At 74.3% G+C, this 17659-nt stretch carries 18 protein-coding genes; 12 read left to right on the top strand and 6 right to left on the bottom strand.

Annotated elements, in window-relative coordinates; all coding sequences use genetic code 11:
• Positions 1-77: 77 nt before the first annotated feature.
• The 4 genes from AB0B76_RS45225 (at position 78) to AB0B76_RS45210 (ending at position 4546) form a co-directional block, all read left to right on the top strand.
• A complete protein-coding gene (locus AB0B76_RS45225) occupies positions 78-857 on the top strand; it encodes a class I SAM-dependent methyltransferase (protein WP_360387990.1) in 780 nt (259 codons plus the stop codon).
• Complete coding sequence (locus AB0B76_RS45220) at positions 854-1570, top strand: DUF6193 family natural product biosynthesis protein (RefSeq protein ID WP_360387987.1); 717 nt, start codon at positions 854-856, stop codon at positions 1568-1570. The genes AB0B76_RS45225 and AB0B76_RS45220 overlap by 4 nt, the downstream gene beginning before the upstream one ends.
• Positions 1571-1937: 367 nt before the next feature.
• A complete protein-coding gene (locus tag AB0B76_RS45215; RefSeq protein ID WP_360387984.1) occupies positions 1938-3209 on the top strand; it encodes a hypothetical protein in 1272 nt (423 codons plus the stop codon).
• Positions 3206-4546: a DUF4041 domain-containing protein gene (locus tag AB0B76_RS45210; protein WP_360387981.1), complete on the top strand. Its 1341-nt coding sequence runs from the start codon at positions 3206-3208 to the stop codon at positions 4544-4546. The genes AB0B76_RS45215 and AB0B76_RS45210 overlap by 4 nt, the downstream gene beginning before the upstream one ends.
• 133 nt (positions 4547-4679) lie before the next feature.
• On the opposite strand, the gene AB0B76_RS45205 is transcribed toward AB0B76_RS45210, so the two are convergent.
• Together AB0B76_RS45205 and AB0B76_RS45200 are read right to left on the bottom strand one after the other, a co-directional pair.
• On the bottom strand, positions 4680-5639 hold the full coding sequence (locus AB0B76_RS45205; RefSeq protein WP_360387978.1) for a zinc-binding alcohol dehydrogenase family protein: 960 nt from the start codon (positions 5637-5639) through the stop codon (positions 4680-4682).
• Complete coding sequence (locus tag AB0B76_RS45200) at positions 5636-5878, bottom strand: hypothetical protein (protein ID WP_360387975.1); 243 nt, start codon at positions 5876-5878, stop codon at positions 5636-5638. The genes AB0B76_RS45205 and AB0B76_RS45200 overlap by 4 nt, the downstream gene beginning before the upstream one ends.
• Positions 5879-5933: 55 nt before the next feature.
• Here AB0B76_RS45200 and AB0B76_RS45195 point away from each other — a divergent pair, with 55 nt between their 5' ends.
• Together AB0B76_RS45195 and AB0B76_RS45190 are read left to right on the top strand one after the other, a co-directional pair.
• On the top strand, positions 5934-6581 hold the full coding sequence (locus AB0B76_RS45195; protein ID WP_360387973.1) for a TetR/AcrR family transcriptional regulator C-terminal domain-containing protein: 648 nt from the start codon (positions 5934-5936) through the stop codon (positions 6579-6581).
• A 29-nt stretch (positions 6582-6610) separates the two neighbouring features.
• The gene (locus AB0B76_RS45190; RefSeq protein WP_360387971.1) at positions 6611-7186 is read left to right on the top strand and encodes a GIY-YIG nuclease family protein; all 576 of its coding nucleotides are present in this window, start codon (positions 6611-6613) and stop codon (positions 7184-7186) included.
• A 14-nt stretch (positions 7187-7200) separates the two neighbouring features.
• Here AB0B76_RS45190 and AB0B76_RS45185 read toward each other — a convergent pair whose 3' ends face one another.
• Complete coding sequence (locus AB0B76_RS45185; protein WP_360387968.1) at positions 7201-7959, bottom strand: alpha/beta hydrolase; 759 nt, start codon at positions 7957-7959, stop codon at positions 7201-7203.
• A gap of 48 nt (positions 7960-8007) precedes the next feature.
• Between AB0B76_RS45185 and AB0B76_RS45180 the strand changes: the two genes are divergently transcribed.
• Positions 8008-8883, top strand: coding sequence for an aminoglycoside phosphotransferase family protein (locus tag AB0B76_RS45180; RefSeq protein ID WP_360387965.1), 876 nt, complete (start codon positions 8008-8010; stop codon positions 8881-8883).
• On the opposite strand, the gene AB0B76_RS45175 is transcribed toward AB0B76_RS45180, so the two are convergent.
• Positions 8858-9979 carry a cellulose binding domain-containing protein gene (locus AB0B76_RS45175; RefSeq protein ID WP_360387962.1) on the bottom strand — a complete coding sequence of 374 codons (1122 nt, stop codon included), beginning with the start codon at positions 9977-9979 and terminating at the stop codon, positions 8858-8860. The genes AB0B76_RS45180 and AB0B76_RS45175 overlap by 26 nt on opposite strands.
• Positions 9980-10210: 231 nt before the next feature.
• Between AB0B76_RS45175 and AB0B76_RS45170 the strand changes: the two genes are divergently transcribed.
• Entirely contained in the window at positions 10211-11071 is an 861-nt protein-coding gene (locus AB0B76_RS45170; RefSeq protein ID WP_360387960.1) for an aminoglycoside phosphotransferase family protein, read from the top strand.
• On the opposite strand, the gene AB0B76_RS45165 is transcribed toward AB0B76_RS45170, so the two are convergent.
• Both AB0B76_RS45165 and AB0B76_RS45160 read right to left on the bottom strand, forming a co-directional pair.
• Positions 11068-12003 (bottom strand): intradiol ring-cleavage dioxygenase, encoded by a 936-nt coding sequence (locus AB0B76_RS45165; protein ID WP_360387958.1) that lies wholly within the window; start codon positions 12001-12003, stop codon positions 11068-11070. The two genes, AB0B76_RS45170 and AB0B76_RS45165, sit on opposite strands and share 4 nt — an antisense overlap.
• A gap of 66 nt (positions 12004-12069) precedes the next feature.
• A complete protein-coding gene (locus AB0B76_RS45160) occupies positions 12070-12627 on the bottom strand; it encodes a helix-turn-helix domain-containing protein (protein WP_360387955.1) in 558 nt (185 codons plus the stop codon).
• Positions 12628-12715: 88 nt separating this feature from the next.
• Between AB0B76_RS45160 and AB0B76_RS45155 the strand changes: the two genes are divergently transcribed.
• The 4 genes from AB0B76_RS45155 to AB0B76_RS45140 all read left to right on the top strand — a co-directional run bounded on the left by AB0B76_RS45155 (position 12716) and on the right by AB0B76_RS45140 (position 17604).
• Positions 12716-13630 carry an NADP-dependent oxidoreductase gene (locus AB0B76_RS45155; RefSeq protein ID WP_360387952.1) on the top strand — a complete coding sequence of 305 codons (915 nt, stop codon included), beginning with the start codon at positions 12716-12718 and terminating at the stop codon, positions 13628-13630.
• A gap of 9 nt (positions 13631-13639) precedes the next feature.
• On the top strand, positions 13640-13873 hold the full coding sequence (locus AB0B76_RS45150; protein WP_360387950.1) for a zinc-ribbon domain-containing protein: 234 nt from the start codon (positions 13640-13642) through the stop codon (positions 13871-13873).
• A 107-nt stretch (positions 13874-13980) separates the two neighbouring features.
• Complete coding sequence (locus tag AB0B76_RS45145) at positions 13981-14541, top strand: hypothetical protein (RefSeq protein ID WP_360387947.1); 561 nt, start codon at positions 13981-13983, stop codon at positions 14539-14541.
• Positions 14542-14655: 114 nt separating this feature from the next.
• Positions 14656-17604, top strand: coding sequence for a tetratricopeptide repeat protein (locus AB0B76_RS45140; protein ID WP_360387945.1), 2949 nt, complete (start codon positions 14656-14658; stop codon positions 17602-17604).
• The last annotated feature ends 55 nt before the right edge of the window (positions 17605-17659 follow it).

Raw genomic sequence — 17659 nt, 5'->3', positions numbered from 1 at the left:
TGGGCACAGAGGACTTCGGACACGGCGCGCAGCGTAACGGCGGTCGGGCGTCGCGGCACCTGAATTACGCTGATCCCATGCCCGCTCCCGACGCCAAATGGACCGGCCGCGCGACGGCGTTCGCCGACAGCTACGCGCACCTGTGCGCGCACACCGCCCCGGACCTGCTCGACGTGGCCGGCCCGGCCCCCGGCGGCGCCCTGCTGGACGTCGGCACCGGCTCCGGTACCGTCGCCGTCCTGGCCCTGGAGCGGGGCGCGCGCGTCGCGGCGGTCGACGCCGAGCCGACCATGGTCGAGCTGGCCCGGTCGCGGGTGCCGGACGTGCGCCTGGGCCGGCTGCCGGAGCTGCCGTACCCCGACGCCGCCTTCGACGCGGTGGTCGCCAACTTCGTCGTCAACCACGTGCCCGACCCGGCGCGCGCGGCCGCCGACCTCGCCCGCGTCACCGCCCCGGGCGGCCGTGTCGCGATCACCGTGTGGCCACGCCCGGCGCCGCCGCTGCAGCAGCTGTGGAACGACGTGCTGGACGCGGCCGGCCTGCCCCCGTCGCCGTCGATCGTCCCGCCCGCCTTGAATTTCGAGCGCACCACCGAGGGCGTCACCGGCCTGCTGCGCGGCGCCGGCCTGCGCGACGTGTCGGCCCGCCTCCTGACCTGGGAGCACCGCACCGACCTCGACTCGTGGTGGATCGGCCCGGCCAACGGCATGGGCGCCCTCGGCGAGGCCTTGGCCGGCCGGGACGAGGCCACGATGGCCCGGGCCCGGCGCGAGTACGAGCGCCTGGCCGCCCCGTTCCTGACCGGCGACGACCTCGTCCTGCCGACGGCGGCGTTACTGGCCTGGGGCACGCGATGAGCTTCTACCCCGACGTCGAGGCCGCCGGCGGGCTGGCCGAGGCCCTGCGGGCCCACGGCGTCGAGGCCACCGCGGACGGCCGCGACCCGATGCACCGGGCGGCCGTCTCGACCCCCGTCGCGCACCGCAACGGCCTGGAGATCAGCGCCTTCGAGCACGAGCGCCGCTGGTCGATCGTCGGCGGCGAGGCCCACCAGCACCTGCCGCTCATCCACGGGTACGCCGACGACGTGTCCGAGATCGCCGAGGTCGCCGCCGCCTGGCGCGCCGGGGCGAGCCTCGCCGACATCTGCGCGCGCGCCCCGTTCATGGAGCCGACGGGCCGCTTCGAGGTCCCGGACGGCGACCCGGCGCGCCTGGCCGAGGCCGAGTGGCAGTGCGTGCGCGCGGAGATGACGGCATCGGGCCTGCCGCGCCTGCACGCCATCACGGAGGCGTCCTACGCCGCGCCGGAACTGCGGCAGCTGTACCCGTACACCAGCCATTGGGTTTTGAAGTTCTCGGCCACGACCCGCCCGTTCCTGCGCGACGTGGGCCTGAGCCTGTGGGCCGAGACCGAGGACGCTTTCGTCGTGCGCTCCCGCTACCTGGGCGACGTGATCGGCGAGACCACGACGGCGGAGCACGCCGTGGCGATCGCGGTACGCCAGCTCCCGCCGGGTTTGGGCCCGGTCACTTCGGGCGCGCACGAGCAGGGACCACCATGGCATTGACATTCGACGACCAGCCGATCGGCCCGGACGAACTCGCGGCCGTTTACTCGATGTACTCCTGTTGCCGTACGAGCGCGAGAGGTTCCTCGGCTCCCGGACGCTGGTGTGCGGCGGTCTGAGCCTCGGCGAGGGTGCCGAACGAAGGCGTAGTAGTAGTCGTTGCCGTCGTCGAGATGGTCCGCCCCGCGGGCCGCGCCCGATCCCCGGCCCGCGCTCACGCGGTGCGCCACTGATGGTTTCCGGAATGCGTGGTCCCGTCGGCTGACGTGGCGTCGTCCGAACCGGTCAACGCTCCTGGTTCGCCTTACCACAGGCCGTGCGGCCTGCGAAGATGTCGCGACGATGCACCCGATCACCGGGAGGTGCAGTGGCACGACGTGGCTTCTTCGCGGAGCTCAACCACCAGGCGCAGCAGGCGGAGCGGCGCCGGCGGCAGCAGGTGGCGGCGGCCATGCGCGCACAGGCCGCCGCGCAGCGGGAGATGGAGCGGGCCCGGGCGAGCTTCGAGCGGGCGGCCGCCGCGGCGGCGCGGGCCAGCGCCGCCGAGAAGGCCGAGGTGCAGCGGGTCGCCGCACGCCTGCACGTCGAGGCGCGCACGGCCGAGGCGGCCGCGATGAACGCCGACCTGGTGCAGCTGTACGAGGACATCGATAATCTGCTCGCGTCGACGCTGGCCGTCGACGACTTTGTCGACCTCGACTCCCTGAAGGTCACGTCGGTGGAGCATCCGCCGTTCGACCCGGGACCGCTCGGCACGCCGGTGCCGCCCATGCCGCCGCTGGTGTATCCGCCGCAGCCGGTGTACCAGGAGCCGGTCGCGCCGAAGGGAGTGTTCGGCGGGGGCCGCAAGAAGCACGAGGAGGCTGTCGCCCAGGCCCGGGCCGCGCACGAGGCGGCCTACCGGACCTGGCACGAGCACTGCGGGCGGATGCACGCCGCCCACACGGCGGAGTTCGAACGCCGGCGTCAGGCCGAGCACGACCGTGTCGCCCGGCTGGGCGCGGCCGAGGAGTCGTACTGGGAGCAGTGCCGGCAGCGGGAGGCCGAGGCCGCGGCGCACAACCAGCGCATCGCGCAGTTCATCAACGAGCTGGCCTTCGATGTCGAGTCCGCCATTCAGGACTACGTCGGGGTGGTGCTGGCCAACTCCGTCTACCCGGACGGCTTTCCCGTCGGCTACGAGCACCGGTTCGACATCGGCACCCGCGAGCTCACGCTCGACGCCGTGGTGCCGGCGCCGGGCCGCGTCCCGACGGTCAAGGAGTACCGATACGTCAAGGCCGCGGACGAGATCACGCCCACCGCGCTGCCGGTGAAGCAGCAGAAGGACCGGTACGCCGGCGCGGTGTGGCAGGTGGCGGTGCGCACCCTCCACGAGGTCTTCGAGGCCGACCGGGCCGGGAAGATCCGATCGGTCGCGCTCACCGTCAGCACGCGGACCATCGTGCCGGCGACCGGGCTGCCCGAGGCGATACCCCTGGTGATCGTCGCCGCCGACCGAGACACCTTCACCACCTTCGACCTGGCCAACGTGATACCGCACGCCACGCTCGTGCATCTCGGGGCGGCGCTGTCGAAGTCGCCGTTCGACCTCGCGCCGGCCGACTCCAGCGTAGGCGTGCGGGTGCGGGGGCGGTGACCGTGCGGTTCAATCCACCGCCGGGATGGCCGCGGCCGCCGTCCGGCTGGGTGCCGCCCGCCGGGTGGAAGCCGGACCCGGCGTGGCCCCCGCCACCTGCGGGGTGGGCGCTGTGGCTGCCCGATCCGGCCGAGGCCGGCCCGGAACCCGCGCCGCGCCGGCCCGACCCGGAGCCCTCAGACCGAAGGCCGGAACCCGCGCCGCGGCGGCCTGACCCGCCCCGCGACGACCGCGAGGCGCTGCGGGCCCGCATCGCCGAACTCGAAGTCGCGCTGGCGGCGCGAGAAACCTCGCGGGACGGCGAACTCGTCGAGCTCGACGACCGTCGCGTCCTGCAGGACGTGGGGATCTACCGGTACCACCATCCCCTCGAGGACGCCGCCGCCTACAAGGAGCGGCTCCGTGAACTCGAGCACGAGATGGACGGGATCATCAAGGCCGGGCACGCCGTGCTTGCCGCGGACATGTTCACCTTCTCCGGCTCGCTCGCCAAGGGCCGCAAGATGGTCACGGACCTGTCCAAACTCATGTTGCGCGCCTACAACGCCGAGGCCGACAACTGTGTCCGCTCACTGCGCGCGGGCAACATCACGACCGCGAAGAAGCGCCTCGAGTCGGCCGTCACCGCGATCGAGAAGCTGGGCGTCATCATGGAGATGCGGATCAACCCGCAGTACCACTCGCTGCGGATCCGCGAGCTGGAGCTGACCGCCGACTTCCAGGTCAAGGCCCAGCAGGAGCGCGAGCGGGCCCGCGAAGAGCGCGAACTGCTGCGCGAGCAGCGCCGGGCCGAGCAGGAACTGGCCGCGGAGCGCGAGCGCCTGGAGAAGGAGCGGACCCACTACGAGACCGTCCTGGCCGCCTTGCGGGCCAAGGGCGACGACGCCAAGGCGGCCGAACTGGCGGGCCGGCTGGCCGCGATCGACCAGGCCATCCAGGACAACGACTACCGCATCGCGAACATCCGCGCCGGCTACGTGTACGTCATCTCGAACATCGGGGCGTTCGGACCCGGGATTGTCAAGATCGGCATGACGCGACGGCTGGAGCCGCTCGACCGGGTCCGGGAGCTCGGCGACGCATCGGTGCCGTTCCCGTACGACGTGCACGCACTGTACTTCTCCGACGACGCCGTCGCGCTGGAGCACGAGTTGCACAAGGCGTTTGCCGACCGTCGGGTGAACTTCGTCAACGAGCGGCGCGAGTTCTTCTTCGCCACGCCGGTGGCGGTGCGGGAGATCTTGCAGGAGAAGACCGGCGGGCTACTGGAGTTCACCGAGGAGCCGGAGGCGGCGCAGTACTTCCAGAGCAAGGGGCAGTGGCCGACCGCACGGTGATGGAGCCCGGTTCGATCGGAGATAGCCGGGGCGGACCCGTTGGTCTCGTCCGCACCGGCCATCTCGAGCTGCTGCATCAGCTGCGGTACAACGCCGTCATCACGCTCGTCGTCCCCCCGATTCGGCGCGCCGGTCACGGCACTACGACGAGCCTGCTGCCCCGTAGGTCGGTGCGTTGCCAGGCGGCCTCGATGTCGCTCAGCGGGACCTTCACCACGTCGAAGGTCAGTTCGCCGGAGTGCGCCCACTGCACGACCTGGCCGTACGCCTCCTGCATGGTCTGCGGGCCGAGTCCCTTGGCCGCGCCGTAGATCTCGACGCCGGAGGTGCGCAGGCTCTCCGCGGCGACCACGAGCCCGGCGCCGGCGGACTCGCCGATCTGGATCAGCCGGGTCGGCTTCGGGAACGCGAAGGTCTCCGGGATCAGTGATCGCAGCAGGATCTCGGTGGGCCGGCCCCAGAGATAGTCCAGCACGACGTCGTAGCCGTCCCCCTTGGCATCGAGGTACGCCTGCGCCAGCGCCTCGTCCGGTACGGCGGTGTTGATCACCGCATCGGCGCCCAGGATCTGTACGTCACGCAGCCGGTCGTCGTCGCGGCCGGTCGCGATGATCCGTCCGGCGCCGAGCAGGCGGGCCACCTTCACCGCGAGCCGACCCGCGACGCCCGTCGCGCCCTGCACGAGCACGGTCTCGCCCGGCACGAAGCCGGCGGCGGTCCTGATGGACATGCCGGTGATGGCCGTGCCCAGCACGGTCGCGACCGCCGGATCGATACCGTCCGCGATCGGCATGTAGGCGCCCTTGGGTACCACGGTCTTCTCGGCGAGCGCGCCGTAGGGCCGGCGCGGGTTGCCGAACCCGACGAGGGTGCCGTCCGGCAGTGCGCCGATGCCGTCGAAGGCGGGAATCGCGGGCAACTGTGCGGTGTACTGCTGACTCGCGTAGTGCGTGCCGGCCGCGATGCGCTTGTCGACGTTCTCGACCGCGACCGCCTTCACCTCGATGATCACCTCATCGTCGCCGGCCACGGGATCGGGGAAGTCCTCGTAGCGGGGGATGCCACCGATCTCGTGCAGCACCGCCGCCTTCATCCCACCTCCCGGCCGAAGAGCGCCGCGATCCGGCGCTGCCAGGCCGGCAGGAACCGGGGCGGACGGGCGGGCGAGTGGTTCCACCCGTGGTTCACGCGCCGGGCGCGGCCGGGGGCCGCCGTGCCCTCGTGGACCGCGGGGCCCTGGCGCCCGGCCGGGTGCTCGGCGTGCGCGGGAACTCCCGGAACGCGATGGGTCGCCCGGTGCAGCAGGCCGCGGATCGGGTGCTTGGTTGTCATCTGCATCTCCTCGTCTCTATCAGTGATAGAGGACTCTACCACTGATAGAGTTCCGATGGGAGGTACCGATTTGGCGCTGGACCGGCAGCGGATCGTCGATGAGGCCGTCGCTCTGCTGGACGCCGAGGGGCTCGACAGCGTGACGACGCGCAAGCTCGCCGCGCGGCTCGGCGTGCAGTCGCCGACCCTCTACTGGCACGTGCCCAACAAGGCGGCCCTGGTCACCGCGATCGCCGACGCGATCCTCGACCAGGAGTTCGGCGACATGGCACCGCCCGAGCCGGATCAACCCTGGAAAGACTGGCTGAGCGGCCTGGCCGGGCGGCTGCGCCGAGCGCTGCTCGCCCATCCCGACGGCGCCCGGGTCATCTCCGCCGCTCAGCTGTCCGTCAGGATGGCCGCGATCTCCGACCTGGCGATGAGCACCCTGGTGGCGCGCGGCATCTCGTTGCGGCAGGCCCGCGTGATCGTGCTGACCGTCGAGCGCTTCACGGTCGGCCACGTCCTCGAGGAGCAGGCCCCCCGCCCCGACGCGGAGGCGCTGAAGACGTTCGACCTTGACGTGTTCACCGAGCGGCACCCGACCCTGGTGGCCGCGATCACCGAGTACTTCCGGCCCGGCCGCACCGTCGACGACCTGTTCCGCGACTGTCTCGACGTGGTCATCGAGGGCGCTGTGGTCAAAGCCGGGGCCATCTCCTGAGGCGGTTCGGGGCGGCTAGCATGGCCCCGATGACCACTGCCGGAACGCGACCCGACGAAGACCCGGCCGACCGGGCCCGGATCGACGAGGCCATGCGGCTGTTGTCTGGCGCGCCGGTCGCACTCGATGTCGCCGTCAAGAAACTCGCCCGGGGCGGCGGTGTGTACGCCTGGTGGGCGTCGCCCTCGATCCTTCCCGAGCTTCCCGGGCCGCCGAACGAGAGCGTCCCGTCGCTACGGCTGCTGTACCTCGGACGGGCGACCAGCCTGCGCGGCCGGATCCTGCGCAACCACCTGCGGCGTTCGGGCAGCTCGACGCTGCGCCGTACCTTGGCCGGGCTTCTCGTCGCCGAGGGCTACCGCACGACCTGGACCGATCGGGTCGTCCTGGTCCCGCCGGACGAGGCCCGGCTGACCGCGTGGATGTACGCGCACCTGCGCCTGACCTGGGCGGAGGACGCGGAGCCGGCGATCATCGAGGCCGAGCTCGTCCGGCGGGTGCACCCGCCGCTCAACGTGCACGGGGTCGACCCGGAGCACATTCAGGCCAGCGTGGTCGACGCCAAGAACGCGTACAACGACAGCAGCCGCCCGGTCGCGCCGTAACCGGTTGCATCCGGTCAGCGCAGCGCCGCCAGGACGTGGTCGACGGCCTGGGTGACCGCCCGCCGGGAGGCGTCGGTGTCGTCGAGGGTGTCGAAGGCGTGCCGCCCGGCCGGCACGTCGACGATTGTCAGGTTCGCCTCGGCGGCCTGTGCCGTGGCCACGAACTCCGCAACGGTGGCGGCGATGTCCGGGCGCTCCAGCCCCACCCGGGTCAGCACGATCGGCAGGGCGCTGGCCCGCATCGCACCGGCCACCCCGGCCGCGGCCGCCGCGCCGACGGCCTCGACCGCGTCGACCGGCCGGAAGCTGGGTTCGAGCGCGGGTCCGCCCAGCCGCGGGTACGTCAGCGCGACACAGCGCAGCCACGCCGGCGGGTCGCGCAGCCAGCCGGCGCACAGCGGCCCGCCGCCGGAGAAGAACCACAGCGCGATGCGGTCGCCGTCGACGCGCGGGTGCTCGCGGGCCCGCTCGACCGCCTCGCGGACCCGCTCGGCGGACCGCGGGTAGGCGCCGGGGCCGTGCAGCGGGTGGTCGAAGGTCACGGCGACGACGCCGCGGCCGGCGAGCAGCGAGCCGTACCCGCGATAGACCGGCCAGTCCCGCGGCGTGGGCCTTCGGTCCGCCGGCACCGGTCCGCCGTGGACGAGCACCAGCGCGGGCCGGGCCGGTCCGGCGCTCGCATCGGGCAGGTAGAAGTCCGCCGTCTCGCCACGCTCCGGGTCGACCGGGCCGACCGGAACCACGAACGGTTCCGGGTGATCGGGACGCTGCACGTCGGCCAGGGTATGCAACCGCGCCGCCGAACGCCTACGGTCGGCGGCGTGGACATCGTCGTACCGGCCTCGCTCCGCGCCATGCCGCGGTGGTGGGGCGAGGGCTCCGAGTGGCTCGACGCGCTGCCCGGCCTCGTCGCCGCGCAGTGCCGGCGGTGGGGGCTGCGCGTCGACGGGGAGGTCGTGCACGGCTCCAACGCGCTCGTCGTGCCGGTCCTGCGCGGGGATTCCGCGTTGGTACTGCGAATGGCGCCCCCCGGCGGTGAGGACACGCGCGCGCTGCGGTTCTGGAACGGGCGTGGCACCGTGCTGCTCGTCGACGCCGATCCCGCCACGGGCGCGACGCTGCTCGAGCGGCTCGGGGAGTCGCTGCTGGCGGAGCCCGTCGGCGCTGCGGTCGCGGTGCTCGGGGCGATGATGCGGCGGCTCGCGGTACCGGCGCCGGATGATGTGCCGTCGACCGCCGATCGGGTGCGGGAGCGCGCGGCCCGGCTCGAGGCCGAGTGGCAGGCGCTGGGCGAGCCGTTCGGCGCCGCCTACCTCGCCGAGGCGCTGCGGGTCGCGCCCGCGCTCGCGGACACCGGGTCCGGGCTCGCGGTCAACGGCGACCTGCACAGCGCCCAGGTGCTGCGCGGGCGGCGGGAGCCGTGGCTCGCCGTCGACGCGGTGCTGCTGCGCGGCGACATCGAGTTCGACCTCGCGCGGGTGCTGTGGACCCGCCTCGACGAGATGGCCGGCCACGAGGTGGCCGGCCACTTCGACACCGCCGTGGCGGCCGCGGGCGTGGACCGGGCCCGCGCCCGCGACTGGGTGGCGTTCCGTACTGTCGACTACTGGCTGTGGGGCCTCGGCAAGGGTCTCACCGAGGACCCGCAGCGGTGTCGGCGGCTGATGGACGTCATGATGCGCACGGCACCCCGTTGACGAAGACGACCGCGGGCGGGGTGGCCGGGGTGGAGCGCTCGCCGTACAGGCCGACGGTGACCGAGCCGCCCGGCGGGATGGTGCGGTTCCAGGTCGCGTGGGTCAGGGTCACCGCGGTCCCGGTCTGGACGTAGGAGCCGTTCCAGGACTGGATGACCCGCTGGTCGCCGCCGAGGCTGAAGGTGATGACCCAGTCGACGATCGGCGTGGTGCCCGTGTTGGTGACCGTGACGTCGGCGACGAAGCCCGACGACCACACGGACGTGTAGGTGAACGTCGCGCGGCAGGACAGGGGCGGCGGCGCGCTCGGCGACGGGGAGCTCGACGAGGGCCGCGGGCTCCCGCCGGTCACGGTGACCGAGTTCGAGGCGGCCGACAGGTTGCCCGCCGCGTCGCGGGCCCGGACGTAGAACTGGTCGCTCGGCGTGACGACCGCGGCGGTGTAGGTGGTGCCGGGGACGGTGGCCAGCAGCGTGGAGATGAACACGCCGTCGAAGCGGTACACGTTGTAGCCGGTGACGCCCACGTTGTCGGTCGACGGTGACCAGGTGAGCGTCGTGGTGGGGCCGTTCGTCGGGTCGGCCGCGAGGCCGGTCGGCGCGGCCGGGGGTACGGTGTCGCCGCCGGTCGCGACCGGGGTCACGACGTTGACCACGGCCGAGCTGCCGGAGCGGTGCCCGAGGTCGTCGTGGGCCGACACCCAGAAGCGGTACTGCTGGCCGGGCCGGATCTCGGCGGTGACGGTGGCGGTGGTGACGTTGCCGACGCTCGCGGTCCAGAAGATGTCGTTGAACACCTGCTGGTACAGGATGTCGTAGCCGGTCACCGCGCAGCAGCCGCGCGCGGACGCGGTCCAGGTGAGCGTGACCGACGTGGTCGTGACGGCGCCCGCCTGCAGGTTCGTCGGCGGCGACGGCGGGAACGGGGAGGTGTTCGGCGTCCCCGAGACGGACGGGGCCGCAGTGGTCAGGGATGCGGCGGCGGGTGCGCTGCCGCTGGCGTCGTTGACGGCGATGAGCAGGGCCCCCGCGATCAGCGCGAGCGCGGCGACGGACGCCAGCCGCAACGACGACGGAAGCGTTCGAGTCCTGGACATGTGCCCGACACTGGCCGCATCCATCGACGTTGGTCAACTGATCAAGATATGACGCCCAGTGACGTGGACGGGACCGTGAAAGTTTCCCGGAGGCCGGGCAGCGCGGGAAACGTCCCGGTCGGGTCGCGTGGGTCATCGGCGGGCCCCGCCCGGGCCTGAGCGTTCCCGGCGCCGATCCCGGACAAATCCGCTTGCCTGCGGCGTCGGCATCGGTGACCCTGCGGTGTGCGGATGCATCCCGACCAGCTGCCGGTGACGCCCGAGACCGTGCGCGGCCTCGTCGCCGCGCAGTTTCCCCAGTGGCGGGACCTGCCGGTGCGGGAGCTGGCCCCCGGCACCGTCAACGCCGTGTTCCGCCTCGGCGACGCGCTCGTGGCCCGGTTCCCGCTGCAGCCGGGCGGCGCGGACGGACTGCGCGCGGAGGCGGAGGCGGCCGTGAAGCTCGCCGCGCACACCCGGTTCGCGGTGCCGGAGCCGGTCGCGTTCGGCGCGCCCGGGCCCGGCTACCCGCTGCCGTGGTCGGTGCTCACCTGGGTGCCCGGCGACGTCGCCGGCGCCTCCTCGGACGGGCTGGCCGAGGACCTCGCCGAGCTCATCGCCGACCTGCGCGGGATCCCGACGGAGGGCCGGACCTTCGGCGGCCGCGGCCGCGGCGGGCGGATCGCGGCCCAGGACGAGTGGATGCGGACGTGCTTCGCCAACAGCGAGGGGCTGCTGGACGTGCCGCGGCTGCGCCGGCTGTGGGCGGACCTGCGCGACCGGCCCCGTGGCGACGCGCCCGACGTGACAAGCCACGGCGACCTCATGCCCGGCAACGTGCTCGTCCGCGCCGGGCGGCTGACCGGCGTCATCGACGTGGGCGGCCTCGGCCCGGCCGACCCGGCCCTGGACCTCGTCGGCGCCTGGCACCTGCTCGACGCCGGCCCGAGGGCCGCGCTGCGCTCGCGGCTCGGCTGTGACGAGGCGGAGTGGCAGCGCGGCCGGGCGTGGGCCTTCGTGCAGTCCATGGGGCTGGTCTGGTACTACCGGCGCAGCAACCCCGGGATGGCCGGCATCGGCCGGCGGACCCTGGCGCGGGTCCTGGCGTCCTAGCGGCTCGGCGGCGGTCCGCCGCCCGGTCCGCCCGGCCCGCCGCCCGGGGCGCCGCCACCGGTCGGGGTGGTGCGCGTGTCGACCTTGGCGGTCAGGGCCACGCTGTAGCCGGCGGTCGCGCTGCCGGTGACGGTGCCGAGCTGCAGCGCCCCGCCGTCGTCGCCGAAGACCATGTCGTCCTGCAGCGTCACCCGCGCCAGGTTCGCCACCGAGGCCGAGTACCCGGACGTGGCGTACACGGTGTCGCACACGTCCTTGGGCAGCGCGACCTGCGACGTGGCGATCGCCTTCGTCGCGTCGGTGATGCTCGCCTGGTCGGGGTACACCTCGAAATGGATGTGCGGCCAGCGGCCGTCGTAGCAGGCCGGGAACACGCTCGTGAACCGGACCTTGCCCTGCGCGTCGGCGATCTGGACCCCGCGCAGGTAGTTCTGGTCGGTGACGCCCGGCGAGTACAGCGAGTACCTTCCCTCGCGGTCGCAGTGCCACACGTACACGGCGACGCCCGCGAACGGCCTGCCGCCGGCCATGTCCACGATGGACAGTTCGAGCGCCATGGGCACGCCGCCGGCGGTGCCGCTCGCGGTACCGAAGCCGGATCGGATGTCACTGCGGACGATGCCGCTCTGGTTGAGCACGTCGGGGCCGTTGGAACCGTCGCCCGGGTAGGGCCCGGCGGTCTCGTCGGGGATCTCGCCGCTCGCGGTGCCGCCGCTCGGCGTGCCGCTCGCGCTGCTCGCCGTGCCGCCGTCCAGGTCGTCGCTGCAGGCCGCCGCGAGCCCGAGGACGGCCGCCCCGAGCCCGAACGCGCGCAACACCTGCCGCCGCCGCATCACGGTGCCGATGTCGAAGCCGAGCCCCTGGTCCACCAGCTCCTCGCCGGGCCGGGCGAACGGCCGTCCTTCGTACGTGTCGCGCTTCGGGTCTCCCATGGGCCCAGGCTGGCCGGGGCGGCTGGCACGAGCCTGCGCACAACCTGCGAGCGGGCTGTGAGCCGGTCACGCGCCGCCGACGACGGCCCGCAGGTCGGCCGTGGCCGCGGCCAGCAGGGCCGCGAAGTCGGCGCGCTCGTCGGTGACCCAGCGGCGCGTGGCCAGGCGCAGCACGGCGGCGGCGGCGTCGGTGGCGAGGCGGGCGGCCGGCTCCGGGTGGCCGCGGCGCACCAGGGCGGCGGTGAGCGCGTCCGACAGCGCGGCGAGCTTGATCAGCTCGCGCTCCTGCAGCGGCGGGTTGGCCGCGATGACCTCGGCGCGCTCCAGCAGGAAGTCGCGGGGGCGGAGCACCTCGGGCACGACGGTGCAGGCGGCCAGCAGGGCCGGCAGCGCGCCGGTGCCGGGCGGGGCGGCGTCGACCGCCGCGACCAGGCGCTCCTCGAGCTCGTCGCCGGCGAACAGGACCTCGCGCTTGTCGGTGAACCAGCGGTAGAACGAGCGCTCGGTCAGGTTCGCCCGCTGCGCGATCTGGGCGACCGTGGTGCGGTCGTAGCCCTGCTCGCGGAACAGCGTCAGGGCGGCGCGCTCCAGCCGCCCGCGGGTGTTGCCCTCCCACCGTGCCATGCCAGTGAGCATAGCGACAGCAGATGCTGTCATCACTTCTGCTAGCGTCGGTGATGTCAGCTTCTGTCGTCATGTTGGGGAGGACGTCATGCGTACCCTTCGCTTCCACGAGTACGGGGACCCGGCCGCGGTGCTGCGCCTGGAGGAGGCCGCGCCGCCGGAGCCCGGGCCCGGGCAGGTGCGCGTCGCCGTGCAGGCGTGCGGGCTCAACCCGGCCGACTGGGCGCTGTGCGGCGGGTTGTTCGCCGGTGACCTGCCGCGCGGCATCGGGCTGGAGGTGGCCGGCACCGTCGACGCACTCGGCGCCGGGGTGCGCGGCGTGGACGTCGGCGACGCGGTGTTCGGGCCGGCGCCGTACACCGGGCCGACCGCCGGCGCCGCCGAGCACGCCGTGCTCGACATCTGGTTCCCGCGCCCGCCCGGCCTGGGCCCGGTCGCGGCCGCCGCGCTGCCGATGGCGGTCGAGACCGCGCACCGCGGCCTCGACGTGCTGGGCGCCGGCGCGGACGGCACGGTGCTGGTCTACGGCGCCGGCACGACCGTGGGGTTCGCCGCGACGCAGATGGCCGTGCGGCGCGGGGCGCGGGTCATCGCGGCGGCCGGCGAGACGTACGCGGACGCGCTGCGCGCCGCCGGGGCCGAGGTCACCGCCTACGGCGACGGCCTGGTCGAGCGGGTGCGGGCGCTGGCCGGCGGGCCGGTCGGCCTCGCGCTGGACGCTGGGCCGGTCAGCGACGTGCTGCCGGACCTGGTGCGCACCGTCGAGGCGCCCGCGCACGTGGTGACCCTGAGCAACTTCGCGGCCGCCGAGGCGCTGGGGGCCCGGGCCGGCTTCGCCGCGCGCCGCGACGACGTGCTCGGCGACTACGCGCGGCTGGCGGCCGCGGGGGAGTTCACGGTACCGGTGGCGCGCGTTTTTCCGCTCGAGGACTGGCGCGCGGCGCTGGAACGGAGCCGGTCGGGGCGGGCGCGGGGCAAGCTCGTCCTCGGCGTCGCCGCGTAGGCTGCCGCCATGCTGCTGATCTTTGGATTCAAGACCAAGCGCGAGTTTCTGCGGTGGGTCGCGTTTGTCTGCCGCGTCTGCGGGCAGCCCGGCCGGGCCGCGCTCGTGCGGGAGGTCACGAAGTTCAGCCTGTTCTTCGTCCCGCTGTTCCCGGTCCGCGTCCGCCACGTCGCCGAGTGCCCGAACCCGGCCTGCCGGGCGCGCACCAGACTCAGCGGCGAGGAGGCGCAGCGGCTCGCTTGACACTCCTCGCGCGGGCGTACCAAGCTTGCGGTGAGAGCGCTCTCAAGGCTCGAAAGACCTGGCCGTGACAGGTGCAGAGAGCGCTCTCTCCATTGGAAAGGAGAGCCATGCGGAACCCGGCGTTCGCCGACCTGCTCGACGTCCCGGTCAACGAGGCCCTGTCGTCCCGGGTGGTGTACGTCCGCTGCGCGCACGGGCTGACCGGCCCGTACGGCGCCGTGGTGGAGTCCATAGTGGACACCCTCGACCGCCACGGGCTCGTCGTGAGGCTCGGCCGGGGACCGCTACCCGACGGCGTCGACCCGTGCGGGGCCATCCTGATCGGCGACGCGGAGCCGGTGCCGTACCCGTACGTGGTCGTCGGCGACGAACCGCCGCCCGACGGCGTCGCCGGCGTGTGGTCGGACCGGGCCGCCGCCCGGCGATTACTCGCCGAGCACCGGCCCGCGGCGGTGGTGTGCGCCGACGCCGGCCAGGCCGCCGAGGAGCGCCGGCGCGGCGCCGAGGTCGCCGTGCTCGACGACACCGGGGTCGTCGGCGGGGACATGGTCGCCGTGCGGCGCTCGTGGGGCGAGGTCGGGGCCCTGGCCGCGGCCGTCCTGCTGCGGCTGCTCGACGGGGCCGGCGGGGAACCACCGCGGGTGGCGGTACCACCGGAACTGGCCTGATCCCCGCGCCCGGCCACTGTCGGATACGGAGCAGCACGTCGATCCGCCCCCGCGCGGCGGATAGCGTGGTGCACGGCAGATTCGACCCGCGAGCCGGGCTGGTGACGTGCCTACATGAGCCGAGATCCGCGCCGCGCGCCCCGCCCCCGCTGGGCCGCCGACCTCGCCCGGCTGGCCGTGCCGGTGCTGCTCATCATCGCCGCGGGCGCGGCCGTCGCCTGGTTCGCCGACGAGCGGCGCCGCGCCGTGCTGGTGCAGGTCCGGGAGTCGGGCCTGGTCGTGCTCGAGGTCGCGGGCGTCCTGCTGCTGCTGGTGCTGGCGGTCGGGCTGATCGTGTGGCTGGGCCGGCCGCCGGGGATCACGTTCGACAGCTCGCTCGACGGCGCGGATCTCGACGGCACCGCCCTGGCCCGGGCGCTGGCCGGCGAACTGCACCGGGTCCGCTCGGTCCACGAGGTACAGGGCGAGCTGAAGATCCAGGACTCGTCGCGGCCGCCGGTCGTGCTCAACCGGCGCGACACCGTCGCCGACAGCGTGCTCACGCCGGCCGCCCCCGCGCGGCTGGCCGACGCCGTGGTGGGCATCGGCTCGGTCGAGCTCGCCGGGGCGACCCTCCCGGTCGGCTCGCTGCTCGCCGCGCTGCGCCACGTCTGGCCGCTGCGCCGCTCCGGGCCCTCGATCAGCGGGCAGGTGTTCCGGCAGGGCCGGGCGCTGCGGCTGACGGTCCAGCTCCGGCCGGGCCGCCGCGCCGCGCCCGTCGACTTCTCCGTGCTGACCATCTGCGACGACGTCCGGGCCGGCCGCGACGAGCTGCTGCGCACGGCGGCGGCCCGCATCGCGCACACCCTGTCGCCCGGCGCGGCGGGCATCACGTGGCAGGGCTTCGCCCGGCTCACCCGCGCCCTGGAGCAGTACCAGGAGTACGACGAGACGGCCGACCCGGCGGTCCTGGAGTCCGCGGTGCTGGCGGCCCGCGGCATCCCGGCCCGCGACGAGCACAGCCGGGACGTCCGCGCGCTCGTCTACAACCTGGGCGTCGCCTGCCTCGCCGCCCGCGACCTGCGCAACGCCCAGCGGCTCCTGGAGCGCGCGCACGTCGCCGACCCCGCCGACGCCGTCATCCGCAACGCGCTCGCCGTCACCTACTTCGAGCAGCGCCGCTTCGCCGAGGCGCGGGCCGCCTTCGAGGAGGCCCGGGGGCTCGTCCCGTCGGCGCTGTGGGACGGCGCCGACGTGGAGGGCGTCGCGGCGCACCCCTGGAACGGGCTCGGCAACACGTACGTGGAGCTGGCCGACTACACCAGCGCGATCCAGGTCTACCAGGAGGCGATCGAGCGCTGGCCCGCCGCGGCCTACCTGTACAACGGCCTCGGCAACGCCTACCTGCAGCAGCACCAGTGGGACGAGGCCGAGCGGGCCTACCGCGCGGCCGTCGAGCGCGACCCCGACTCGGCCTACCCCCTGCACGGGCTGGGCAACCTGCGGGCCCGCCGGGGCCGGTTCGAGGAGGCCGAGGAGTACCACGAGCAGGCCCTGGAGCGCGACCCCGCCTTCGCGCACGCCTGGAACGGCCTGGGCGAGGCGCTCGCCGGGCGCGGACGGCACGTCGAGGCCCTCGACAAGCACCGCCGGGCGGTCGAGCTGCGGCCCGACGACCCGTACACCTGGTGCTCCCTCGGCCTGACCCACCTGCGCCACGGCGACGTCGCCGACGCGCTGGAGGCGCTGCACCGGGCGCGCGACCTCGACGAGCGGGCCGCGTACGTGCGGCGCGGCCTCGGCGACGCCTACCTGCGCCTGGGCTCGTGGGACGAGGCCCGCGACGCCTACCGCGAGGCGGTCGACGCCAACCCGGCCGACGCCGCCGCCTGGGACGGGCTGGCCCGGGCCACCGGCGCCCAGGGCAAGGGCGACCTCAAGCGGCAGGTCGCACTGTTCGAGAAGGCGGCCGAGGCCAACCCGACCGAGCCGTTCGGCTGGAACCAGCTCGGCGACGCCTGCTACCGCGCCGGGCTGCTCGCCGAGTCGGTCGAGGCGCACCTGGCCGCGCTGGAGCTCGACCCGAAGAACTCCTTCGCGCAGGACGGGCTCGGCAAGGCCCACCTCGGCCTGGGCAACTTCGACGCGGCCGAGCGCGCGCACCGCGAGGCCGAGAAGATCAACCCCCGGGACGCGTACGCGCCGCACGGGGTCGCCGCCGTGCACCTCGCGCGGGGCGAGTTCGAGGCCGCGCTGGAGGAGAACCGCCGGGCCATCGTCATCGAGCCGCGCGCGGACTTCGCCTGGAACGGCCTGGGCGACGCGGCCGAGCGGCTGCGACGGTACGACGAGGCCGAGATGTCCTTCCGCACGACCCTGGAGATCAGCCCGGACAACGCCTACGCGCACACCGGCCTGGCCCGTGTCGCCCTGGCCCGCGGCCGCGCGGCCGAGGCGCTGGCGACCTGCGCCCGGGCCGCCACGCTGCCGCCGCCCACCGCGTTCGCGTACATCACGCTCGGCGACGCGCACGCGGTGCTGGGCGAGCACGACCGGGCGATCGAGGCGTACCGCGAGGGGCTCGTGCTCGACCAGCGCCGCATCGACGGCTGGGCCGGGCTCGGCCACTCCTACGTCTGGCTCGGCGACTTCGTCAACGCGCTCGGCGCTTTCGACCAGGGCCTCGAGGTCCGTCCCGAGCACTGGCGGTTGCTGCTCGGCCGCGGCGACGTCCTGCTGCGCAAGGAGGCCGAGCGCGAGGACGTCGGCGACTTCGGCCCGGCCCGCGCGCTGTACGAGGCCGCGGTGCGGGCCCAGCCCGACGCCGCGCTCGCGCCGCAGGTCCGGCTGGCGGCGCTGGCCGTGCGGGCCGGCGACCTCGACGCGGCCCGCCGCCACGCCGGGCACGCGCAGCGGGCGTTCCAGCGCTGCTGGGACCTGCGCCGGCACTCCGACGCCGACCTGGGGGAGCTGCGCACGCTCGCCACGATGCTGGCGGGCCCGCCGGAAGAGGCCCGCCAGGGACTGCGGCGGCTGCTGCGGGGCGGCGCCGTGCCGGGCGTCGCGGTACTCCCGGAGGCGTAGCGCGCGGCGGAGGAGCCCGGACTCAGGGCCGCGCGGTGGCCCGGAGGTGTAGGGC

This window comes from Dactylosporangium sp. NPDC049140, assembly GCF_040648435.1.
This window is presented reverse-complemented; position numbering and strand designations above follow the sequence as displayed.